This window comes from Mycolicibacterium chitae (genome assembly GCF_900637205.1).
GTDB classification, from domain to species: domain Bacteria; phylum Actinomycetota; class Actinomycetes; order Mycobacteriales; family Mycobacteriaceae; genus Mycobacterium; species Mycobacterium chitae.
Genome location: NZ_LR134355.1, coordinates 1,408,657 through 1,430,773 on the forward strand (window position 1 = coordinate 1,408,657; position 22,117 = coordinate 1,430,773).

The 22,117-nt window shown below is 67.9% G+C and carries 24 protein-coding genes; 9 read left to right on the forward strand and 15 right to left on the reverse strand.

Features of this window, described 5'->3' with window-relative positions; translation table 11 throughout:
- Nucleotides 1-2: 2 nt before the first annotated feature.
- The 3 genes from EL338_RS06830 to EL338_RS26760 are packed head-to-tail and all read right to left on the reverse strand — an operon-like array spanning nucleotide 3 to nucleotide 1,802.
- A complete protein-coding gene (locus EL338_RS06830) occupies nucleotides 3-356 on the reverse strand; it encodes a hypothetical protein (RefSeq protein ID WP_126333036.1) in 354 nt (117 codons plus the stop codon).
- Nucleotides 349-1,677, reverse strand: coding sequence for an SRPBCC family protein (locus EL338_RS06835; protein WP_126333037.1), 1,329 nt, complete (start codon nucleotides 1,675-1,677; stop codon nucleotides 349-351). Before EL338_RS06835 ends, EL338_RS06830 begins: the two co-directional genes overlap by 8 nt.
- Nucleotides 1,677-1,802 (reverse strand): hypothetical protein, encoded by a 126-nt coding sequence (locus tag EL338_RS26760; protein ID WP_258538460.1) that lies wholly within the window; start codon nucleotides 1,800-1,802, stop codon nucleotides 1,677-1,679. Before EL338_RS26760 ends, EL338_RS06835 begins: the two co-directional genes overlap by 1 nt.
- Nucleotides 1,803-2,112: 310 nt before the next feature.
- On the opposite strand from EL338_RS26760, the gene EL338_RS06840 reads away from it, so the two are divergent.
- The 8 genes from EL338_RS06840 to EL338_RS06875 all read left to right on the forward strand — a co-directional run bounded on the left by EL338_RS06840 (nucleotide 2,113) and on the right by EL338_RS06875 (nucleotide 10,379).
- Nucleotides 2,113-3,414 carry an amidohydrolase family protein gene (locus tag EL338_RS06840; RefSeq protein WP_126333038.1) on the forward strand — a complete coding sequence of 434 codons (1,302 nt, stop codon included), beginning with the start codon at nucleotides 2,113-2,115 and terminating at the stop codon, nucleotides 3,412-3,414.
- A 111-nt stretch (nucleotides 3,415-3,525) separates the two neighbouring features.
- The gene (locus EL338_RS06845; protein WP_179967173.1) at nucleotides 3,526-4,704 is read left to right on the forward strand and encodes an acyl-CoA dehydrogenase family protein; all 1,179 of its coding nucleotides are present in this window, start codon (nucleotides 3,526-3,528) and stop codon (nucleotides 4,702-4,704) included.
- Nucleotides 4,705-4,715: 11 nt separating this feature from the next.
- Complete coding sequence (locus EL338_RS06850) at nucleotides 4,716-5,474, forward strand: SDR family NAD(P)-dependent oxidoreductase (protein ID WP_126333039.1); 759 nt, start codon at nucleotides 4,716-4,718, stop codon at nucleotides 5,472-5,474.
- A gap of 5 nt (nucleotides 5,475-5,479) precedes the next feature.
- Nucleotides 5,480-6,712: a CaiB/BaiF CoA transferase family protein gene (locus tag EL338_RS06855; RefSeq protein WP_126333040.1), complete on the forward strand. Its 1,233-nt coding sequence runs from the start codon at nucleotides 5,480-5,482 to the stop codon at nucleotides 6,710-6,712.
- A 19-nt stretch (nucleotides 6,713-6,731) separates the two neighbouring features.
- A complete protein-coding gene (locus tag EL338_RS06860; RefSeq protein WP_126333041.1) occupies nucleotides 6,732-7,874 on the forward strand; it encodes a thiolase family protein in 1,143 nt (380 codons plus the stop codon).
- A 20-nt stretch (nucleotides 7,875-7,894) separates the two neighbouring features.
- Nucleotides 7,895-9,043: an acyl-CoA dehydrogenase family protein gene (locus EL338_RS06865; RefSeq protein ID WP_126333042.1), complete on the forward strand. Its 1,149-nt coding sequence runs from the start codon at nucleotides 7,895-7,897 to the stop codon at nucleotides 9,041-9,043.
- 215 nt (nucleotides 9,044-9,258) lie between these two features.
- The gene (locus EL338_RS06870; protein ID WP_126333043.1) at nucleotides 9,259-9,864 is read left to right on the forward strand and encodes a TetR/AcrR family transcriptional regulator; all 606 of its coding nucleotides are present in this window, start codon (nucleotides 9,259-9,261) and stop codon (nucleotides 9,862-9,864) included.
- Nucleotides 9,861-10,379, forward strand: a complete 519-nt coding sequence (locus EL338_RS06875; RefSeq protein WP_126333044.1) for a hypothetical protein — start codon at nucleotides 9,861-9,863, stop codon at nucleotides 10,377-10,379. Before EL338_RS06870 ends, EL338_RS06875 begins: the two co-directional genes overlap by 4 nt.
- A gap of 71 nt (nucleotides 10,380-10,450) precedes the next feature.
- On the opposite strand, the gene EL338_RS06880 is transcribed toward EL338_RS06875, so the two are convergent.
- The 8 genes from EL338_RS06880 to EL338_RS06915 all read right to left on the reverse strand — a co-directional run bounded on the left by EL338_RS06880 (nucleotide 10,451) and on the right by EL338_RS06915 (nucleotide 17,786).
- The gene (locus EL338_RS06880; protein ID WP_126333045.1) at nucleotides 10,451-10,648 is read right to left on the reverse strand and encodes a ferredoxin; all 198 of its coding nucleotides are present in this window, start codon (nucleotides 10,646-10,648) and stop codon (nucleotides 10,451-10,453) included.
- 1 nt (nucleotide 10,649) lies between these two features.
- On the reverse strand, nucleotides 10,650-11,852 hold the full coding sequence (locus EL338_RS06885) for a cytochrome P450 (protein WP_126333046.1): 1,203 nt from the start codon (nucleotides 11,850-11,852) through the stop codon (nucleotides 10,650-10,652).
- 98 nt (nucleotides 11,853-11,950) lie between these two features.
- Entirely contained in the window at nucleotides 11,951-12,751 is an 801-nt protein-coding gene (locus EL338_RS06890; RefSeq protein ID WP_126333047.1) for an NAD(P)-dependent oxidoreductase, read from the reverse strand.
- A complete protein-coding gene (locus tag EL338_RS06895; protein WP_126333048.1) occupies nucleotides 12,748-13,566 on the reverse strand; it encodes an NAD(P)-dependent oxidoreductase in 819 nt (272 codons plus the stop codon). The genes EL338_RS06890 and EL338_RS06895 overlap by 4 nt, the downstream gene beginning before the upstream one ends.
- Nucleotides 13,566-14,489 (reverse strand): alpha/beta hydrolase, encoded by a 924-nt coding sequence (locus EL338_RS06900; protein ID WP_126333049.1) that lies wholly within the window; start codon nucleotides 14,487-14,489, stop codon nucleotides 13,566-13,568. The genes EL338_RS06895 and EL338_RS06900 overlap by 1 nt, the downstream gene beginning before the upstream one ends.
- Nucleotides 14,486-16,162, reverse strand: a complete 1,677-nt coding sequence (locus EL338_RS06905; protein WP_126333050.1) for a thiolase C-terminal domain-containing protein — start codon at nucleotides 16,160-16,162, stop codon at nucleotides 14,486-14,488. The genes EL338_RS06900 and EL338_RS06905 overlap by 4 nt, the downstream gene beginning before the upstream one ends.
- Nucleotides 16,159-16,458 (reverse strand): ferredoxin, encoded by a 300-nt coding sequence (locus EL338_RS06910; protein ID WP_179967174.1) that lies wholly within the window; start codon nucleotides 16,456-16,458, stop codon nucleotides 16,159-16,161. Before EL338_RS06910 ends, EL338_RS06905 begins: the two co-directional genes overlap by 4 nt.
- Before the next feature lie 11 nt (nucleotides 16,459-16,469).
- Nucleotides 16,470-17,786: an NADH-ubiquinone oxidoreductase-F iron-sulfur binding region domain-containing protein gene (locus EL338_RS06915; RefSeq protein ID WP_126333052.1), complete on the reverse strand. Its 1,317-nt coding sequence runs from the start codon at nucleotides 17,784-17,786 to the stop codon at nucleotides 16,470-16,472.
- A 62-nt stretch (nucleotides 17,787-17,848) separates the two neighbouring features.
- Here EL338_RS06915 and EL338_RS06920 point away from each other — a divergent pair, with 62 nt between their 5' ends.
- A complete protein-coding gene (locus EL338_RS06920; RefSeq protein ID WP_126333053.1) occupies nucleotides 17,849-18,331 on the forward strand; it encodes a hypothetical protein in 483 nt (160 codons plus the stop codon).
- 14 nt (nucleotides 18,332-18,345) lie between these two features.
- Here the strand turns inward: EL338_RS06920 and EL338_RS06925 are convergent, their stop codons facing one another.
- The 4 genes from EL338_RS06925 to EL338_RS06940 are packed head-to-tail and all read right to left on the reverse strand — an operon-like array spanning nucleotide 18,346 to nucleotide 21,986.
- The gene (locus EL338_RS06925; RefSeq protein WP_126333054.1) at nucleotides 18,346-19,245 is read right to left on the reverse strand and encodes an alpha/beta fold hydrolase; all 900 of its coding nucleotides are present in this window, start codon (nucleotides 19,243-19,245) and stop codon (nucleotides 18,346-18,348) included.
- A gap of 18 nt (nucleotides 19,246-19,263) precedes the next feature.
- Nucleotides 19,264-19,692, reverse strand: a complete 429-nt coding sequence (locus EL338_RS06930; protein ID WP_126333055.1) for a Rieske (2Fe-2S) protein — start codon at nucleotides 19,690-19,692, stop codon at nucleotides 19,264-19,266.
- 5 nt (nucleotides 19,693-19,697) lie between these two features.
- Nucleotides 19,698-20,849 (reverse strand): amidohydrolase family protein, encoded by a 1,152-nt coding sequence (locus EL338_RS06935; RefSeq protein WP_126333056.1) that lies wholly within the window; start codon nucleotides 20,847-20,849, stop codon nucleotides 19,698-19,700.
- Between the two features lie 30 nt (nucleotides 20,850-20,879).
- A complete protein-coding gene (locus EL338_RS06940; RefSeq protein ID WP_126333057.1) occupies nucleotides 20,880-21,986 on the reverse strand; it encodes an amidohydrolase family protein in 1,107 nt (368 codons plus the stop codon).
- Nucleotides 21,987-22,117 lie beyond the last annotated feature (131 nt).

Here is a 22,117-nt window from a genome sequence, read left to right on the forward strand (position 1 = left end):
CCTTAAACCACCGGCTCCCGGACGATTTCGACCCACGCCGCACCGCTGTCGAGCACGCGCGGCTGCTTCCAGACCTCCACCGGGAAGCTGACCATCACCACCGACTGCATGAGGTGCATCAGGCGCTTGGCCTGATCCGGCATGTCGTGCAGCGGGAAGCGGGCGTCGAGGTAGACCATGACCTCTTCGAGGCGGGCCATCCCGGCGTCATAGAGCTCCTGCATCTCCTCCATGCTGGAGTCCAGCCGCTTGGCGTAGCGCTCCGGCTCGGTGGCCAGGATCCAGTCGCTGAACCGCTCCAGGTCGGCGAACTCGGCCGGCAGCAGGGCCTCTTTGGTTCCGTTGGTCTCAGACATGTGCGCCGTCCTTCACATTTCCGTTGGTCTTGGCTGCCTCGGCGGCGGCCTTCTCCAGCTTGTACTTGTCGACGTACTTGTGCGCGGTGTGGTGCAGGTGCCGCAGCAGGATCTCCTGGTCGCAGAGCGGGAACTCGGTGACCGCCCGGGTGCCGATCTGGGTCTGGGTGGCCTCGAGCGTATTGGCGTCCTGCAGCGCGTACTCCTTGAACGTCACCGCGGCCAGTTCCTGGCTGAGCCGCTGACGGGTGTTCTTCGGCGGCACGAAGTACAGGTTCGCCTCGAAGATGTGGGTGTCCACACCGGTCGGCCAGTAGTTGTAGGTGAGGTACCAGCCCGGCACCCACAGCAGCAGGGTGAAGTTCGGGAAGAACTCGAAAGAGTCCTGGCCCCAGGTGGGTTGGCGCGCCGGGTTGACCGCCGGCGGGAGCTCGTCGGGCAGGATGCCCTTGATGTCGGGGCGGTCCCACGGGCCGAACAGCCCCGAGTGCAGGATCCGCTCGATGGGCTTGACCATGTTCAGGTCCTTCGGCGGGCTCATGCCGCCCCAGGACGAGATCATCGAGTGCTGATCCTTGATGTCGTAGTGCAGCGCCTCGAACCCGACCTTGGCCAGCTTCTCGGCCTCTTCCTTGGTCGCCTGCTTCATGTGCAGGATCGGCGCGTGGTAGAACTCGACGAACGCGTCGATGAACAGCTTCCAGTTCGCCTTGATCTCGGAGCGGTAGCTGTAGACCTCGGTCATCTCGTGGAAGGGGTAGCCCTTCAGGCCCTGACCGAACTCGCCCAGGTAGTCCTCGAGGGGTTCGGCGTCGTCGTCGAAGTTGACGAAGATGAAGCCTTCCCAGACCTCGCAGCGCACCGACTTCAGCGGGTAGTCCGCCTTGTCGACGTCGAAGAACTCCTGCTCCTGCTGGATGAAGGTCAGATCACCCTTGAGGTCGTAGCGCCAGGCGTGGTACTTGCAGGTGAACTGCCGGCAGCTGCCTGAGGTCTCCTCGCCGGGGTAGTCGTTCCAGACCAACTTGTTGCCGCGGTGACGGCACAGGTTGTAGAAGGCACGGATGGTGCCGTCCTTGTCCTTGTTGATGATGATCGAGGTGCCCGGGCCCACCGACGGCATCTCGCGGGTGAAGTAGCTGCCGGTCTTGGGCAGGCGCTCGACCCGGCCGACGTGCAGCCACAGCTTGCGGAAGATCGCCTGCTGCTCGAGCTTCCACTGCTCCGGATCGATGGAGTCGGTGTAGTCGACCGGTGCGGTGCCAAGCTCTGGCCAGTTCTCGGTCCAGCTGCCCACAGCCGGTTTGGGGAAGAAAGCCATCAGTGGATCTCCTGTTCTTTACGACGCTCGGTGCCGTGTTCACGCTGGGCGCGCAGCCCCGCGGGCTGAGCGGTGAGTTGACCGGGGCCGGCTGACGGCGCCGCGGGCAGGCTGGGCGATGTCATTTTGACCGGTCTCCTCTCGCTCACGAGAATCATATTCTCATATCCGGATAACAGATTTCCATGAACTTGCCGTTTGGTCAACGTGGCGTTCCTCCGGAGTCTGCGCGCGGGCCCGGCCGTTGTCCGCGCCGACCAGGCGATTCGGTGCCTACGCTGCGCCGGAACTGCGGTTCGGATGTTGATTCTCGCCTAGCGAGAAGCTAGTTTCCTAGTTGAGAGAACGCGCGCAGCCTAGCGCGTCGACGTCTGTCGTGGCCGCCCGACCAACCGACCCCGTCGGGATCGGGCGCCCTACATGGAAGGAAGCGCCATGCACAAGGACGACATGATTTTGATTTCGGTGGATGATCACATCATCGAGCCGCCGGAGATGTTCAAGAATCATCTGCCGGCCAAGTATGTGGATGAGGCGCCGCGGTTGGTGCACAACGCCGATGGGTCCGATACCTGGCAGTTCCGGGATGTGGTGATCCCGAATGTGGCGTTGAATGCGGTGGCGGGGCGCCCGAAGGAGGAGTACGGCCTGGAGCCGCAGGGTCTTGATGAGATCCGCAAGGGGTGTTATGACCCGGCTGAGCGGGTCAAGGACATGTCGGCCGGTGGGGTGTTGGCCACGATGAACTTTCCGTCGTTCCCGGGGTTCGCGGCGCGGTTGTTCGCCACCGATGATGACGAGTTCTCGATGGCGTTGGTGCAGGCCTACAACGATTGGCACATCGATGAGTGGTGCGGGTCGCATCCGGGTCGGTTCATTCCGATGGCGATCCCGGCGATCTGGAATCCGCAGTTGTGCGCCCAGGAGATCCGCCGGGTGGCCGACAAGGGGGTGCATTCGCTGACGTTCACCGAAAACCCCTCCACCCTGGGCTATCCGTCGTTCCATGATCTGGAGTATTGGCGCCCGGTCTGGGAAGCCTTGGTCGATACCGAGACGGTGATGAATGTCCACATCGGGTCGTCGGGCAAGTTGGCCATCACCGCTCCGGATGCGCCGATGGATGTGATGATCACGTTGCAGCCGATGAACATCGTCCAAGCCGCCGCGGATCTCCTCTGGTCGGCGCCGATCAAGGAGTTCCCGACGCTGAAGATCGCCTTGAGCGAGGGCGGCACGGGCTGGATCCCGTACTTCCTGGACCGGGTCGACCGCACCTTCGAGATGCATTCGACCTGGACCAATCAGGACTTCGGCGGCAAACTCCCCTCGGAGGTGTTCCGGGAGCACTTCATGACGTGTTTCATCTCCGACCCGGTCGGGGTGAAGAACCGGCATCTGATCGGGGTGGACAACATCTGCTGGGAGATGGACTACCCGCACTCGGACTCGATGTGGCCCGGGGCCCCCGAAGAACTCTCGGCGGTCTTCGACACCTACGACGTCACCGACGAGGAGATCAACAAGATCACCCACGAGAACGCCATGAAGCTCTACCAGTTCGAGCCGTTCAACCACATCCCCAAGGACCAGGCCACCGTCGGGGCGCTACGCAAGTCCGTCGAAGGCCACGACGTCGAGATCCGGGCCCTGTCCCACGAACGCGACCGCAGCAACGGCAGCAGCGGCATGGACGCCCTGACCGCCGCGGCCGAGGCCAACTCCTCGGCCCGGTAACCACTTTCGCGCTGTGCGGTCACAAGATTGAGGCCGGGCCGCACGGTGCGAGCGACTTTCGGCCTTTCGTCGCACGCGACGAGATACATACGAGAACGTGAGGGACGCACCATGTCTGGCGGAATGAACTTCGAGCTGACCGAGGACCAGCAGCTGATCCGGAAGTCGGTGGCCGAGCTGGCGTCGAAGTTCGACGATCACTACTGGATGACCAAGGATCAGGAACACGAGTTCCCGCAGGAGTTCTACGACGCCATCGCCAAGGGCGGCTGGCTGGGGATGACCATCCCCGAGCAGTACGGCGGTCACGGCCTGGGCATCACCGAGGCCACCATCCTCGCCGAGGAGGTGGCCCGCTCCGGTGGGGCGATGAACGCCGCCAGCGCCATCCACCTGTCGATCTTCGGCATGCAGCCGGTGGTGGTATTCGGCTCGGATGAGATGAAGGCCGCGACCCTGCCCCGCATCGTCAACGGCGACCTGCACGTCTGCTTCGGCGTCACCGAACCCGGTGCCGGACTGGACACTTCGCGCATCACCACGTTCGCCAAGCGGGACGGCGACCACTATGTGGTCAACGGGCGCAAGGTGTGGATCTCCAAGGCGCTGGAGTCCGAGAAGATCCTGCTGCTCGCCCGCACCACGCCGTATGACGAGGTGACCAAGAAGACCGACGGGCTGTCGCTGTTCCTGACCGACCTGGACCGCTACCGGGTGGAGATCCGGCCCATCAAGAAGATGGGCCGCAACGCCGTGTCGTCCAACGAGCTGTTCATCGACGACCTGCGGGTGCCAGTCGAGGACCGGATCGGCGAGGAGGGCAAGGGATTCCAGTACATCCTGCACGGGTTGAACCCCGAGCGGATGCTGATCGCCGCCGAAGCCCTGGGCATCGGGCGGGTCGCGCTGGACCGAGCGGTCAAGTACGCCAACGAACGCCACGTCTTCGACCGGCCCATCGGCATGAACCAGGGCATCCAGTTCCCGCTGGCCGACTCGCTGGCCCGGCTCGATGCCGCCGAGTTGATCCTGCGCAAGGCGACCTGGCTCTACGACAACGGCAAGCCGTGCGGCCGCGAGGCCAACATGGCCAAGTATCTCTGCGCCGACGCCGGTTTCGGCGCCGCCGACCGTGCGTTGCAGACCCACGGCGGGATGGGGTACTCCGAGGAGTACAACATCTCCCGGTTCTTCCGCGAGTCGCGGCTGATGAAGATCGCCCCGGTGAGCCAGGAAATGATCCTGAACTTCCTGGGATCGCACGTGCTGGGCCTGCCCCGCAGCTACTGAGGAGCCAACCAATGAACCCCCTGTTCGACCTGACGGGCCGCGCTGCCCTGGTGACCGGCGCCGGGGCCGGCATCGGCGCGGCGGTGTCGGAGGCATTGGCCCGCGCGGGCGCCGCGGTCCTGGTCACCGACATCAGCGGTGATGCGGCGGCCGCCGTCGCCGAGCGGATCAACACCGCCGGCGGCAAGGCCGACAGCACCGCCCTGGACGTGAGCGACCGCGACGCCGCGGTGGCCGCTGCCGAACGCGCCGCCGGCCTCGGTGCGGGGCAGTTGCACATCCTGGTCAACAACGCCGGCGTCACCTCGCCCGCGATGTTCCCGAAGCTGACCGACGAGACGTTCCGGCTGACGTTCGACATCCACGTCATGGGGACGTTCCACTGCACCCAGGCCGCCCTGCCGCACATCCCGACCGACGGCACCGGCCGCGTCATCAACGTGACCTCCGCGGCGGGCATCACCGGCACGCTCGGACAGGTCAACTACTCGGCGGCCAAGGCCGGCCTGATCGGCTTCACCAAATCGCTGGCCCGCGAACTCGCCCCGAAGAGCATCCTGGTCAACGCGCTGGCACCGCTGGCCGCCACGCCGATGACCGAGACCATCCGCACCAACGAGAAATTCGCGGCCAACATGATGAACCGGATCCCGCTCAAGCGGTGGGCCGACGCCGACGAGGTGGCCGGTCCGTTCGTCTTCCTGGCCTCCGATGCCGCGTCGTACATCACCGGGCAGGTGCTGCCGGTCGATGGCGGCATGGTTATGTGAACCGCATGCAGAGCAACGCCGCGCCGCTGGCCGGGATCACCGTCGTCGCGATGGAACAGGCCGTCTCGGCGCCGATGTGCACCCGCGTGCTGGCCGACTTCGGTGCCCGGGTGATCAAGGTGGAGAACCCCAAGGGCGGAGACTTCGCCCGCGACTACGACGACGTCGTCAACGGCCCCGGAGGCCTTGCCGCGCACTTCGTTTGGGCCAACCGCGGCAAGGAGTCCATCACGCTGAACCTGAAGGACCCCGCGGGCCTCGACGTGCTGCACCGGCTGCTGGACCGCGCCGACGCGCTGGTGTCCAACCTGGCTCCCGGGGCGCTGGCCCGGATGGGGCTGGCCGCCGCCGACCTGCGCGAGCGGCACCCCAACGTGATCCCGGTGGAGATCGACGGCTACGGCCCCGGCGGTCCGCTCTCCCACAAGCGCGCCTACGACCTGCTGGTGCAGGCCGAGTCGGGAACCTGCGCCGCAACCGGCTATCCCGGCATGCCGGCCAAGCCGGGCCCACCCGTGGCCGACGTCTCCAGCGGTCTGTACGCGGCGCTGTCCATCATGGCGCTGCTCATCGGCCGGGAACGCAACAACGTCGCGACCGCACCGGCGGTCGCGGTGAGCCTGTTCGACACCATGACCGACATCATGGGCTACCAACTGACCTACACCCAGCATTCCGGCATCGACCAGGAACCGCTGGGCATGAGTTCGCCCGCGGTCGCCCCGTACGGCGCGTTTCCCACCCGCGACGGGCAGACCGTCGTGCTGGGCACCACCAACGACCGCGAGTGGCAGCGGGTGGCCCGCGAGATCATCGACCGTCCCGACCTGGCCGACGATCCCCGGTTCGCCACCAACTCCGACCGGTGCGCGCACCGTGACACCCTGAACGAGGCGATCGGATCCTGGTGCGCCCAGCACGATCTGGCGCACATCCAGAAGACGGCCGACGACGCCGGTATCGGGAACTCGCGCTACAACCTGCCCAGCGAGGTCGTCGCGCATCCACACCTGCAGGCCCGCGACCGCTGGCGGCAGGTCGACACCCCCAAGGGCCCGATCCCGGCGCTGCGACCCCCACCGGTGATCGAGGGGTTCGAACAACCGATGGGCGCGGTCCCCGGGCTCGGCGAGCACACCGACGCGGTGCTGGCCGAGTTCGGATTCGACGCGGCGGGGATCGCGCAGTTACGTGAACAGGGCGCGATCGGCCCGGCCTATTCGGCTACGACGCACTGAGATTCGAGGCGGAGGAACAATGCGAGAAACAGTCATCGTCGGTGCCGTGCGCACCCCGGTCGGCAAGCGCAACGGCGGGCTCGCCGAGACGCACGCCGCGGACCTGTCGGCGGTGGTGCTCAACGAGTTGGCGGCCCGCACCGGGCTGGACCCCGAGATCGTCGACGACGTGGTGTGGGGCTGCGTGTCTCAGGTCGGCGATCAGTCCAGCAACATCGGCCGGTACGCGGTGCTGGCGGCCGGTTGGCCCGAGCACATCCCCGGCACCACGGTCAACCGCGCCTGCGGATCCAGCCAGCAGGCGCTGGACTTCGCGGTGCAGGCGGTGATGTCCGGTCAGCAGGAGGTCGTCGTCGCCGGCGGCGTGGAGGTCATGAGCCGCGTGCCGCTGGGCGCCGCGCGGTCCACCGGCATGCCGTACGGTCCGAAAGCCCTTGCCCGCTATGACAACTTCGAGTTCAACCAGGGCATCGGCGCGGAGATGATCTGCGAGAAGTGGGGCTTCGACCGCACCGCGGTCGACGAGTATGCCGTGCGCTCCCACGAACTGGCCGCCGCCGCGCAGGACGCGGGTGCGTTCAAGGATCAGATCGTCCCGGTGAGCACCGAGGCCGGCGTCGTCGACGCCGACGAGGGTATCCGGCGGGGCAGCACCGTGGAGAAACTCGCGGGACTCAAGCCGGCCTTCAAGGACGACGGCGTGATCCACGCCGGTAACTCCTCGCAGATCTCCGACGGGGCCGCCGCGCTACTGGTGATGACCGCCGAGAAGGCGCGCGAGCTGGGGATGACCCCGCTGGCCCGCTACGTGGCCGGCGCGGTGACCGGTGCTGATCCGGTGCTGATGCTCACCGGCCCCATCCCCGCGACCGAAAAGGTCTTGCGCAAGGCCGGATTGGGGATCGACGACATCGGTGTTTTCGAGGTCAACGAGGCGTTCGCGCCGGTGCCGATGGCCTGGCTCGCCGACACCGGCGCCGACCCCGCGCGGCTCAACCCGCTCGGCGGCGCGATCGCCCTGGGGCACCCGCTCGGCGGGTCCGGCGCGGTGTTGCTGACCCGGATGATCAATCACATGCGCGACAAGGGCATTCGCTACGGGCTGCAGACGATGTGCGAGGGCGGCGGCACGGCCAACGCCACCGTCGTCGAGCTCATCTAGCACCGACAAGGGAGAAGACTGTGCGCCGCACGCTGTTCACCGAGGACCATGAGGCTTTCCGCGAACTGGCTCGCGACTTCATCGAGAAGGAGGTCGTGCCCGCCTACCCGCAGTGGGAGAAGGCCGGGCGGATGCCGCGCGAGGCGTTCGCCAAGCTCGGTGCCACCGGGATGATGGGGATGGCCATCCCCGAGCAGTACGGCGGCGGCGGGCAGCCCGATTACCGCTACAACGTGGTCCTGCAGGAGGAGGCGGCGCGCGCGCTGGTCACCCTGTCGACCGTGCGCACCCAGCTCGAGGTGATCCTGCCGTACTTCCTGCACTATGCCAACGAGGAGCAGCGGCAGCGCTGGTTCCCGGGCCTGGCGGCGGGCACGCTGCTGACCGCGGTCGCGATGACCGAGCCCGGCACCGGGTCGGATCTGGCCGGTGTGCGCACCACCGCCCGGCTCGACGGCGACCACTATGTGCTCAACGGCGCGAAGACGTTCATCACCGGCGGCATGCAGGCCGACCTGGTGATCGTCGTCGCGCGCACGTCGACCGATCCGGACAACCGGCGCCGCGGGCTCACCCTGCTGGTGGTGGAGGACGGCATGGCCGGCTTCGAACGCGGCCGCGAGCTCGAGAAGATGGGCTGCAAGGTGCAGGACACCGCCGAGTTGTCCTTCACCGACGTGCGCGTCCCGGTGACCAACCGGCTCGGCGAGGAGGGGGAGGCGTTCTCCTACCTCGGGCACAACCTGGCCCAGGAACGCCTGACCGTGGCCGTCGGGTCGGTCGCGCAGGCCCGCTCGGCGATCTTGGCGGCCATCGACTACACCAAGACCCGCAAGGCCTTCGGGACCCCGGTCGCCTCGTTCCAGAACACCAAGTTCGAACTCGCGGCCTGCTCCACGGAGGTCGAGGCGGCCCAGGCGATGCTGGATCAGGCGGTCGCCGAGCACGTCACCGGCGAGTTGTCCGGTGCCGACGCGGCGCGGGTCAAGCTGTTCTGCACCGAGATGCAGGCCCGCGTCGTCGACCGTTGCCTGCAGCTGTTCGGCGGCTACGGCTACATGATGGAGTATCCGATCGCGCGGTTGTACACCGATGCGCGCGTGGCCCGCATCTACGCGGGCACCAGCGAGGTCATGAAGGTGATCATCGCCAAGTCGCTCGGCCTCTGAGCCGCAGCGCATCCACGCCTGGGCCGCCGGCCGAGGGCTCAGAACGGCGATTCCGCGGCGCCGGGGGCGACGCCCGGTTAGCGTCGGGGCACACATCGCGGCCGGCGCTGTGACGGTCGGCAAAAACAGATCAAAAGAGACCCTTGTCACACGGCGCAAACCAACCTACTGTATGTTCATTAAGTAGGTTTGCCCGACCAGAAGGACTCAGCCCCGTGTCATCTGCCAGGCCTTATGCGACGCTGCTCGCCAAAGGTGAGGACCGCAAGGTTCGGATTCTCGCGGCCGCGCAGCGGCTGCTCACCCAGAACGGATGGCGTAACACCTCGCTGGCGCAGATCGCCAAGGAGGCCGGGGTCAGCGCGGCGGGTCTGCTGCACCACTTCGAATCCAAGGAACAGCTGCTGCACGCGGTCGTGGACGCGCGCGACGCCGACGACGACGCGCACGCCGACCGTGCCGGCGACCTGTTCGAGCAGATCGCCCGGGCGGGGGCGCGCGTGGACCGCGCCCCCGAGTTGGTCGGCACGTACTCCGTGCTGCTCCTCGAGAACCTGATGCCCGATGCCCCGCTGCACGACCGACTGTTGGCCCGGCAGCGGGCCGCGATCGACATCGTGGCCGACCTCATCCGTCGGGGGCAGGCATCGGGGAAGTACCGCAGTGATATCGACCCTGCTCTCAAGGCCGTGCAAATCGTGTCCCTCGTCAACGGAATGGAAATCTCATGGTTGCTCGATCCCTCAATGCCGCTGCAGGAAGCGTTGCGCGAGTACGCGAAGTCGCTGAGCCAGGAGTTCGCGCCGGACGCCACATCGTGAGGTACCGCCTGGACGTCGTCGCGCCCAGCGTGCGAGAGGCGGTGCGCGCGGCCGGCGGGTGGATGTTCGACCGGGTGATGGCGGGCTGGGACGTCCGCGTGCTGGTCGACCCCGAGCGCACCGACGGGGCCGACGACCGGGCGCTGCAGATCCTCGGCGCCGACACCGGCGACCTGGAATCCGCGCTGATCACCGGGCCCCGCGGCGTGCGGCCGCACGCGCTGGCGGTGGCCGCCGACCTCTACGACACGGACTCGCGCATTCGTGAGGGCGTGCAGCAGGCCCTAGACAGTGGGCAGACCGAGGTCACGCTGTGGGGCGAGAGCTGGCCGGCCGAACTCGAGGGCAGCAGCGTCGGTTCGGTGGAGCACCGGCTCAGCGTCGCCGCACGGGCCTTCAAGGCCCAAGCGCTGGCCGCGCTGGACTGTTCGGCGTCCCGCGCCGAGATCGAACTGTTCCGCAGCGGTACCCCGGCGAGCTGCCCCGTCGCCGCCGACCTGGTGCCCGCCAGCTGACGCGCCACCCACTAACGCCGCGAGCGCCCACCTAGATCCGCCGGTGGGCGCTCGCGTTGTCGTCGGGCCGGTTACTCCCGGATGGAGATCGCCTGCCGCGGGCACTGCCGGACGGCCTCGCGGATCTGGTCCTCGTTCTCCGGGGTCACCTCGTCCTGCAACACGTGCAGATAATCCTCGTCGTCGAGTTCGAACACCTCCGGGATGATGCCCATGCACACCCCGTTGGCCTCACAGATTTCGAAGTCGACCTCTACCTTCTTGGCCATTTCAGCGCAGCACCTTCACTGGAACGTGGTGGTAGCCACCGACATTCTGCATCTGGACCTTCTTCAGGCCGTCCCACTGCACCTCGTAGCGCGGCATGAAATCGAGCAGCCGTTCCAGCGCGACGGTGGTCTCCAGGCGAGCCAGGGCGGCACCCAGACAGCTGTGGATGCCGTAGCCGAAGCCGAGGTTCTGCGACTCGGTGCGGTCGCGGTCGATGTCGAAGAGGTGGGCGTCGGTGAACGCGCGCGGATCGCGGTTGGCGGCGGCCTTCATCAAGAACACCGGCTTGCCGGCCGGGATGGTCGTGCCGTGCAGGTGCGCCTCTTTGAGCGTGAAGCGCACGTTGTAGTGCACCGGTCCGTCGAAGCGCAGCATCTCCTCGACCGCCGCGGGCACCTTGCTGCGGTCGTCGAGCAGCTTCTGCCACTGGTCGGGGTTCTTGGCGAACGTCACGATCGCGTTGCCCACCAGCTTGGTGACGGTCTCGGCGCCGGCGCCGCCGAGCAGCGAGGTGAAGCCGGCGATCTCGATGTCGTCGAGCTTGCGCAGCTGACCGTCCTCGGCCAGGATCTCCGCCTCGACCAGCCGGCTGATCATGTCGTCCTGCGGATTGGCGCGCCGCTCCTGGGCCAGCTGGTAGTAGTAGGTGCCCGATTCGATCGCGGCGGCCATGCCGGCCTCGGTGTAGCCGATGTTGCCGGGTTCGCGGGTCAGCGACGTGTCGATCCAGTGCCGCACCATCTGGCGGTAATCCTCGGGAACCCCGGCCATCCGGGTGATCACCTCGACCGGGAACGGTCCGGAGAAATCCTGCACGACGTCGAAGTTGTCAGGGTCGACGAGACCCAGATAGTGATCGATCAATTTCTCCACGGTTTCGCGCTGCGCCTGGATGGCGCGCGGGGTGAACGCCTTGTTCACCAGGCTGCGCATCACACGGTGGTCCGGCGGGTCCATGAAGATGATCGACTTCTGCGGACCCTCCTCGGACTGCACCATCGCCAGGTCGCAGCCGCGCGACGAGGAGTAGGTCTCGTGGTCCTTGAGTGCGGCCGCGACGTCGGCGTGGCGGGTCAGCGCGTAGAAGTCCAGTTCCTCGCTGTAGTAGACCGGTGCCTCGTCCTGCATCCGCAGGTAGATGTCGTAGGGATCGTTGTAGTACTCGTCGGAGAACGGGTCGAATACGACCTGGGGCTTGGTCATTGCGGCCTCCGGGGCTGAGAGGTGCGAAAAGTTACGGATGATGGTCGAACTGTAACGTTAACAGTAGTCTCGTCCGGGCGGGCCGTAAAGCACCGGAATCATCGGCCGAGTCCCGCGTCCACCAACGGATCGAGGCGGCCGAGATCGGCGCCGAGTTCGGCCGCGGTCTGCCGGACGACGGCCACGTCCTTGCCGATGAATTCGCCGACCGCGGCGATGAATCCCGCCGTCGACCCGGCGCGCGCGATGTTGCCCATCGCCTTCGAGGCTCCGCTGCCGTGCGGCAGCGCGTTCAGCGCGGCGGACTCGTCGATGCCGAGCCGGTCGGCGAGCTTGGCGGCCTCGGCCACCAGACCGATCTGCGCCGCGAACAACGCGTTGTTGATCAGCTTCATCTTCTGCCCCGAACCGGCCGGTCCGACATGTACGACGGGATCGCCGTAGCTCTCCAGGGCGGGCCGCGCCTTGGCCACCGCGTCCTCGGCCCCGCCGAGATACAACGTCAACTGCCCGGCCGCGATGTCGTGCGGACCCCCGCTGACCGGGGCGTCGAGCACGCCGACGTCGCGGGCGGCGCCGGCCTCGGCCAGCGTCGCCGTGGTCTGCGGGCTGCCCGTGGTGTGCACCACCAGCACCGAACCGGGCCGCATGGCCGCCAGCAGCCCACCGCCGTCGTCGGCGCACAGCTCGCGCACCTGCTCGTCGGTGAACACGCACACGATCACCACGTCGGCGTCGGCGACGTCGGTCGCGACGCCCACCGCGGTGGCGCCCAACTCGGTCAGTTCGGCGCGCTTGTCCTCGGATCGGCCCAGGACGACGACCTCGTGGTCGGCGGCCAATAGCCGCTGCACCATCGGGGTGCCCATCCGGCCGGCGCCGACGAAGCCGACCTTCACCGGGGATGGTCCATGTGCTCGAGCGCGGTGTCGGCCACGGTGAACACCGTGCCCTCCTTGGCGTCGGCGCGGGCGGCCAGGTCGGCGGCCAACCGGACGTCCTTCTGCAGCAGGGCACCGGCGATCGGGGCGAGCCGATCGAGGGTGCCGCCGAACGCGGCGATGCTGCCGAGCGCCTTGCTGGTGCCCGAACCGCGGCTGAGCACCTCGCACATCTTGGTGCGTTCCACGCCCAGCTCCTCGCCGAGAGCCAGCAGGCTCATCGCGCTGCCGAGGTTCGCGCTGAACAGCAGGTTGTTGAGGATCTTGCTGACCTGACCGGCGCCGACGGGTCCCAGGTGCACGATGGGGTCGGCGTAGGTCTCGAAGACCGGCCGACACTTCTCCAGATCGGCTTCCTCACCGCCGACCATCACCAGCAGCTGCTTGATCTCCACCGCCGGCCCGCCGCCGCTGACCGGGGCGTCCAGCACCGAAACCTGCTTCTGCGCCGCCGCTTCCGCCAGCTCGCGACAGGTGTTGGGGTGCACGGTGCTGTGGATGACGATCACGCCGCCGGGCTTCATGTGGGCCAGCAGACCCTGCTCGCCCTCGCACAGTTCGCGGATGTCGTCGTCGCCGATCACGCACAGGCAGACGATGTCGCAGTCGGCGGCCAGCTCGGCCGGCGATCCCGCCGTCTTCGCCGCGGTGTCGGCATACGGTTCCAGGGACGCGGCGCGGCGGGCCCACAGCGTGGTCGGGATGCCCGCCTCGACGATGGCCCGGGCCATCGGTCCGCCCTGGCTCCCCAGTCCAATGAATCCGACACGCATCAGTTGGCCTCCATCGTGAAATCGGTTGTGGCCGGGACGCCCGAGAGGCGGCGGACCCGGCATTCTTCTGCGAACGACAACGCGCTCAGGTGGTATGCGGCGGCGGTGTGGCCGAGGCTCAGATTGTGCCCGCCGTTGATCCGCTGCGCCGTGCGCACATGCGGCGCAGCGGTGAACAGTTCGGCGACCTCGCGCACGTCCGCGTCGTCGACCGACCAGACCCGCTCGAACTCGGCCAACGCGTAGCGCACCGGAACCCGCACGCGCGCCGCGAGTTCGGTGATGGTCGCGGCCCAGTTGGTGACCAGACCGCCCTCATAACCCGGCGAGATCGGTCCGGCCTTGATCCGTACCGCTCCGACGATGCCGTCGGGGTACAGCTCGGCGGGCTCCCACAGCAGTTGGCGCAACCCGGTCGGCACGTTGTCGATCGACGCCGTCGACAACACCGCGGCGGCCGACTCCTGCTGCCGCAGCCCGGTGCCGGAGATCTCGACCCCCAACAGCTGCTCGCCGCGGTCCGGGTGTGCCGCCATCTGCAGCGCCAGCTCCGTGCCGTTGGAGTGCGCCAGCACGAAGATCCCGGCGCCGCGTCCGCGGTCGCCGAGAATGGCGTCGATGGCGCCGAAGGTCATCTCGGTCCGGCGGGCGGGGTCGGTGAACTCCTCGGCGTACAGCGCCGAGCTACCGAAGCCGGGACGGTCCAGGGCGATCACCGTGAAGCCCAGCCGGGCGCCGAGCCGCAGCAGCGAAAGATGCGGGTGTCCGGGGCAATCGAAGTAGGCCCCGGTGGTGGCGCCGCCGTGGATCGCGACGACGACGGCCAGCGGGTCGGCCTCGGCCGGACAGGCCAACAGGCCCGACATCGGCACCCCGTCGACCAGGACCACCCGCGGGGTGGGTGCTGCGGCTACGTCGCTCACGCGTCGGTCCGCAGCAGCAGAACGCCACTGGGCGTCAGGCCGCCGCTGCTGACCACGGCCACCTTGGCGTCGGCGACCTGGCGCTCGCCGCCCTCGCTGCGCAGCTGGGTGACGGCCTCGTGGATCAGACCCATCCCGTGCGTGCGGCCGTGGGAGAGCTGACCGCCGTGGGTGTTCAGCGGGATCACGCCGTCGCGCGCGATGTTCTTGCCGCCGTCGAGGAAGTCCTTGGCCTCGCCGATCCCGCAGAAGCCCAGCGCCTCCAGCCAGGACAGGCAGTTGAAGCTGAAGCCGTCGTAGAGCTCGGCGACGTCGACATCGCTGGGCCGCAACGAGGTTCGCGTCCACAGGTGCGCCGCCTGGCCGAGCACCTGCGGCTCGTGGGTCAGCGTGGTCTGGTCCCAGTCGGTGCGTTCGATGATCTGGGTGCCGACCGCCTCGATCAGCACGGGCTTCTTGGGCCGGTCGGCCACGGTGTCGACCGCCGAGACGATCACCGCCACCGCGCCGTCGCACGGGACGTCGCAGTCGTAGAGGCCGAACGGCGTGGTGATCAGCCGCGCCGACAGGTAGTCCTCCATGGTCATCGGGTCGCGGTAGATCGCCGTCGCGTTCAGTGCGGCGTTGGCGCGCTGGTTCAACGCGATCCAGCCCAGCGTCTCCCGAGTGGTGCCGTAGCGGTGAAAGTGCCGCTGCGCGTTGAGCGCCAGCGTGTGTGCGGCCGAGGTGGCCCCGAAGGGTGCCTGCCAGTTGGTGGTGCGCATGCCGCCGGGCGGGGCGGCCTTGCCCTCCTTCATCAACTGGCTGAACGTGGCCTCCCACAGCGTGCGGAAGCACAACACGTGCCGCGCCATGCCGGTGGCGACGGCCATCATCGCGGCGATCACCGAACCGCCCGGGCCGAACGTGTCCATGCCCCCGTTGATCCAGGTGGGCTGGATGCCCAGCGCACCCTCGAGCGCGCCGACTCCGCCCTCGCCCATCCCGGCGATGTCGAGCCCGGGATAGGTCGACAGGCCGTCGATGTCGGCCAGCGTCAGCCCGGCATCGGCGATCGCGGCCTCGCAGGCCTCGACCGTCAACGACAGCGGCGGCACCATCAGGCGCCGACCCAGCCGGGAGGCCCCGATGCCGGTGATGGCGGCCTTGTCCTCGAACTTCTCCTGTCGCACCATCGGACGGACGTGCTTCGAGAAGTCCTCGGGCGCAATCTCATCGGCGGGTAGTTCACCCAGTTCCTTGGGTGCCACCGGCCGGAACAACGGCAGGTAGACGTCGTCGAACTTCCCGAATTCGACCTCGACGATCTGCCCCAGTTCCAGATCGACCTCGCCGGCATCATCGATGTCGACGAGGATGTTGGTGGTCAACCGGACCCGCGGATCGTCCTCGAGGGCCACCTGGGCCACGACGTACGGCGCGGGCAGGCCGGGCAGGCTGAAGCGGTGGTTCACCGTGTACGCCGACAGGACCGCGCGGCCCGACACCTCGCGCACGCCCATGTTGCGGCCGTGGCAATACCGACAGACCGGTTGCGGCGGGTGGATCAGCGACTTGCAGTCGCCGCACTCGCAGATCCGCAACACACCGTCGGCGCCCGCGGTCCAGAAGAATTCGGTGTCCGGCCGCAGCTCGGGCAGCGGCAACCGGGTGGGCGTATCGGAAGAACTCATCGGGTGAATCCCCATTCGGCTTCGTTGTCTTCGACCTTCAGCTGCTCGGCCGGGTCCTCGTTGGTGGGCGGCGGGGGCGGCGGAGCCTCGCCGGGTCCGTGCGCGTTGATCTCCATGATCGCGTGCACCGGGCAGTCCAACAGGGCCCGCATGACGGCGTCGCGATCCTGCTCGGGGATGTTGCCGTCGCCGACGAGGACCGCGTAGCCCCAGTCGTCGAGCGAGAAGTACTCCGGCGCGTGCTTGGCGCAGATACCGAAGCCGTCGCACAGGGTGCGGTCCAACTTGATTCGCATCTTGTCGGACATTACGGGGCCTCCACTGTTTCTACCTCGAAGGGACGCAGCGCGTCGTAAACCTCTGCGGCACAGCCGGTGCAGCCGCCGGAGAGGTGCCGGTCGACCTCGGCCGGGAAGGTGTCGAGCAGGCTCGCGGCGATGTTGGTCGCGGCGTCCAACGTGCCGCAGGCCCCGCGCCCGCGCAGCACCACCGACCAGCGTTTCAGCCGGGCCACATCCTCGTCGGTGGCCACGCCGTCGCGCAGCGCCCGCGCGGCCGCGGCCATCGCCGCGGTCCCGTTGAAGCACGATCCGCATTGCCCGGCGTTCTCGCGGTCGAAGTAGGCCAGCACCGCGGCCGCCACGGCCACGGGGCACTCGTCGGTCAGGACCGAGACCGCGCCGCAACCGAGCCCGCTGCCCAGGCCGCGCAGCGTCTCGTGGTCCAGTGCGGCGTCGACGACATCGGGCCCCAGCAAACCGGCGAAGTAGCCGCCCATCAGGGCGCCCCGGACGGTGTCGGGGGCCAGGCCGTGCAGGGTCAGAACCTCGGAAAGCGCGACGCCGTGCGGTAGTTCGTAGAGCCCGGCGGGGCGGCCCGCACCGGTGACGGTGGCCAGGAAGGTCCCGGGGGAGGCGTCGGTGCCGGCCTCCCGGTAGGCGCCGGCACCGTGGCGCTGCACGAAGGGCAGGTTGGCCAGGGTCTCGACGTTGCTGACGATCGTGGGCAGGCCGCCGACACCCTCCTCGAAGGGCCGCGGCGGCTTGTCGGTGGGCTTGGCCGGGCCGCCGTTGATCGCGTGCACCGCCGCGGTTTCCTCGCCGGCGACGTATCCGGCGGTGACCACCCGGAGGCTGACGGTCAGTCCGCCCAGCGGATCGTCACCGGCGGCCCGCAGTTCGCTCAGCGCGGCGTCGACGGCCTGCGCCGAGGCCGGATCGGACACGTAGACGTGGGCGTGCTTGGCGCCGACCACGTGGGCGGCCAGCCGGGCGCCGTCGAGCACCAGGTGCGGGCGGTTGCGCAGCAACCAGCGGTCCTTGACCGACGCCGGTTCGCCCTCCTCGCCGTTGGCCACCAGCACGGTGTCGCGCCCGGCGGTCGCCGCGGCCCGCACCGTCTGCAGCTTGACCGCCAACGGGAAGGCGGCACCGCCGCGACCCCGGATCCCGGCCGCGCGGACCTCGTCGAGCAGTGCGGCCGGATTGGCCAGCGGCGCATAGCCTCCGGCGCCGCGGTAGTCGGCGAGATCCTCGACGCCGGTGCCCTGGCGCAGCAACCGGGGGGTGAGGCCGGGCCAGACGCCGACCGTGAAACCGGCGGGCGCTGCCTTGGTGGTGTTCATGACTGACTCCTGCGGACCGGGGGGTGGGCTGAGGACGGTCGATGCTGGCTACGCTCGTGGGCATGCGAACCGCAGTGGTGCGAGTACGGGTGGACCCCGAGGGGGAATTGACCGCGGCTCAGCTGAACACCGCGATGGCGGCCCTGGCCGATCTCGCGGCCGCGGCCGGCGCGGAGTTGATCGAGAACAACCTCGCCGCGTTGCCGCCCAGCCGCCGCGAGGTCGAGCTGCTGATGAGCGGGACCGACGCCGCGAAGCTGCAGGAAACCGCGATCGCGCTGTGCATCAAGACCTTCGGTGAACTCGGCGGCCGTCCGGAGCCCGGCGTCCTGACCTACGTCAGCCACGGCACCGACGACGACGCGTACGGTGTGCTCGCGGGCTTCGGGCTGGCCGGCGAGATCGAACGGACCCCGACCGACGAGGGCTGGGACATCGTCGAGGTGACCCTGCGCAAGACCGATCTGGAACGGGTGCCGGAGAGCAGGATCCACACCGCGCTGGAGGCGTCCCTGAACTGCGAGGTCCGCATCCGCACGGTCTGACGGCACCGCGACGCTCACGGCTTGTCCAAGAAATCCAGGATCGCCGGCGCGGCCTGCACCCAGGTGTCGAACAGACAGAAGTCCTTACCGCCGCTCTGGGCCATCTTCTCGCCGGCGCGCTCCCAGGCGTCCTCGGGCCACGGCGGGTCGATCAGCGTCGAACCCTTGATCAGGCAGTGCACTTCGAAGGACGTGCGCTTGGGGTGATCCCAGTCGTTCTCCCCGCCGCGGATGATCAGCGTGGGCACGGTGATGTTGTCGAACATCTCGTCGACGACGCCCGGGATCGTCTGACCCGGCTTGGGCACGTAGGCGTTGAGCCAGCGCAACATCACCTTCAGGAACTCGTCGGGATCCAGGGCGCGCAAGCGTTCCTCGTTGGCCGAGTTCTGCTCGATCCGCTCGCGCCACTCCGGCACCTTCACCAGGCCGTCGATGCCGAGGCCGCGCACCGCCAGGATGCTCGGCACCACGTAGTGACCGCCGAGGACGAAGCTGCCGTACACCCCGCCGACGATGTTCCACACCACCAGCTTTCGCACCAGCTCGGGATAGAGCATGGTGGTCAGCATCGAATCGCGGGCCCCGCCGGAACCGCCGGCGATGATGCAGGGGCCGATCCCGAGCGAGGTGATCAGCTTCGCCAGCGTCTCGGCCCGCATGTGCGATTCGCTCTGCCCGTAGAACTGCACGTCGGACTTGCCGCAGTTCGGCCGGTCCCACAGCAGCACCCGGTAACCACCCGCCGCCAGGGCCTCGGCCAGTGGCCGCAGGCCGGGGATGTCCTTGCTGAACCGGCCGCCGGGCGTCAGGGCGATGAAATCGCCCTTTTCACCCAGGATTTCGTAGACGACGTTGCCGCCGTTGATCTCGGCGGTGTGTTCCCCCGGGGCGAGTGCGGTGCTGGTCGGCATGGGTGCTCTTCTGTGTCCTTACGCTTGGACCAGGACGTCGTTGCCGACGACCCGGACGGGATAGGTGCGGATACTCCACTCCGGCTTCACCGCGGTGGTGCCGGTGGCGAGTTCGAAACCCCACTGGTGCCAGGGGCAGTAGATGTACTCCATGTCGCGCACCATGACGGCGTCACCGGGCATGGTCTCGTCGACGATGTTGCGCCCGCGGGCGCGCCCCGAACACAGCGGGCCGCCCTCGTGCGGACAGTAGTTCGCGATCGCGTAGAACGTGCCGTTGACGTTGTAGACGCCGACCCCGTGCCGGCCGATGGGCACGAGTTTGTGTGTGCCGGGCGGGATCTCGTCGACGGTGGCCACGATGTGCTCGCGGCCCTGGGCCAGCCGGGGCTGTTTGGCTTCCGGTGTGGACCCGGGACCGGCGTTCGGTTTCGCGGTGTCGGTCATGGCGATCAGAACACCCGGGTCTGGCCCTCGAGGGCCGGGACGGTGTCGGGCAGCTTGTAGGTCTGGATGCCGTTGCGGAACATGATGGCCTCGCGGGCATGCTCCGGCAGGTGCTTGACCAGCCAGCGCGGGTCGTCGAAGGTCCAGTGCGGGTAATCGCTGGAGTACAGCAGGATCTTCTCGCACTCCATCCACTCGAAGGCCCGGGTCAGTTCGGTCTTGTCCTCGGGGTAGTCCAGCGGTTGCGTGGTGAACTTGATGTGGTCCTTGACGTACTCGCTGGGCTTGCGCTTGATGTCCAGCCATTGCTTGCGGGCCTCGTAGATGGCGTCCATGCGCCACATCAGCGGCAGGATCCAGGTGAAGGCGTGTTCGACGAACACGAAGCGCAGGGTGGGGAAGCGGTCGAAGACCCCGTCGAAGATCAGGCTCATGATCTGGTTGTGGGCCAGCAGGGAGTAGGTGACCATCAGGTCGTGGTTGTAGCTGGGATACCCGACCGGCGGTAGCGGCAGTTCCTCGTGGTGGCTGCGGGACAGGTGGCAGGACACGGTGATGTCGTGCTTGGTGGCCGCGGCCCACACCGGGTCGTACATGGGGTCGCCCCAGGCGGGGCGGCGTTCGGCCTTGATCAGGATCTGCGCCATGTAGGGGTGGTCGGCCCACTTCTCGATCTCGGCGGCGGCCAGCTGCGGGGCCTCGATGGATACGCAGATCGATCCGCGCCAGCGCTGGTGCCAGTTGTTGTGGGGGTCCAGCCAGCAGGCGTCCTGCCAGGAGTTCAGGGCCTGGCTCATGGCGTGGTCGGCCTCGGGGATCCGGCACGGATAGGCGCCCGGCTCCAGGATGGCGATGTCGGAGCCGGCCTCCATGATGAGCTGGCGGAACGCCAGATCGGGGTCGCTGCAGGCGAATTCGCCGTCGTCGGGGAAGGCGTCGACACGCATGGCGAAGGCGTGGGCGTAATCGGGCGCGTCGTAGTAGATCTGCTCGCCGAACTTGTGCGTCATGAAGTACTTGCTGCGCCACGGTTCGGGGATGTGCGGGAACAGCTCGCCCCGGCGGGGCACCGGGTGCACATCGGAATCGACGCAGCGGATGGGTGTGCGTTCGACGGGGGTGACCCGGTCGGTGGTCTTCGGCTCGGTGGTGGTCATCTCGGCCTGCTCCTCTCGGTGGATGTCGGCTTACTGGGTGACCAGGCCGCTGGCGGCCGGGATCTCGATGCCGTAGAGCTCGGCCGCGTTGCGCCAGCAGTACTTCTCGCGCTGCTCGGCGCTGTAGGCGCGCGGCACGGTCAGCTCGGTCATGTTCCAGTGCGGATAGCTGGAGCCGAACATGGTCATGTCGTCCTTGTTGGTGAAGCTGAACCACTCACCGGCGTAGTCGACGTCGCCCGGGCCGTCGAACGGCCCCTGGACGAAGTGCACGTGGCCGGGCAGGTAGTCGCTGGGCATCTTCGGGGCCCACGGCGTCTGCTCGAGGTGCGGTCGGCCGAAGCAGTCCATCCGCCACATGAACGGCGTCAGCGAGTCGCCGGCGCCGTCGCCGAAGACGAACTTGAGTCCGTCGTAGCGCTCGAAGACGCCCTCGGCGATCATGTTCATCAGGTGGTACAGGTAGTTCAGCGACATGAACCCGTGGTACTGCTCGTAGGTTCGGGTGCGTCCGGATGGTGTTGGCGCGAAGCCGATCCCGGCGCCGACCTCGATATGGGTGGCCACCGGCAGGCCGGCGTCCTGGGCGGCCTCCCACAGCGGCCAGAACTGCGGCTTGCCATAGAGTTCGCGGGACTGCAGCGGGATGCCGATCTGCACGACGCGGGGATGGTCCTTGTACTTGTCGATCTCGCGCAGCGCGCCGGTGATGTCGTCCGGGTTGATCCGGATGGTGCCGCGGAACCGGTCGCCGAAGGTGTCGTGTTCGAGCCAGCGCCGCACCATCATCTCGTTGTGCGCCGCGGCGATGGCGGTACCCAGGTGCCGGTCGGGCATCACGCCGCGCGTCATCGGGTGCAGCACCGCGACGTCGACGCCGCGGTCGGTGAACAGGTGCTTGGCGGCGACCTCGACGTCGGAGCCCGGGTACTGGCCGTCCGGGCCCTTGGTGCCCTTGGCGTACTCACCGCCCGGGGCGCCGTACCAGTCCATCTCGTAGTCGGGGAAGCCGCGACTACGGAAGGGTTCGTGCATGAAGTTCTTCCGCAGGTCCTTGTTGGAGCCGAAGAAGATGTGCACGCTGGCGTCGATCACCGGCGTGGTGACGGTGTCTGCACCGGTTTTGATCTCGATCATGACTGCCACCCACGGTCGGACATGTGACTCATAGTACAACCCCGTTCTTCGAGAGCAAGAATGGAATTCTCACTGGTCGGCTGGTGTCCGGCGGGCCGGGCTGGGCCTCTCGCGGAGACCGGTGAGACTTC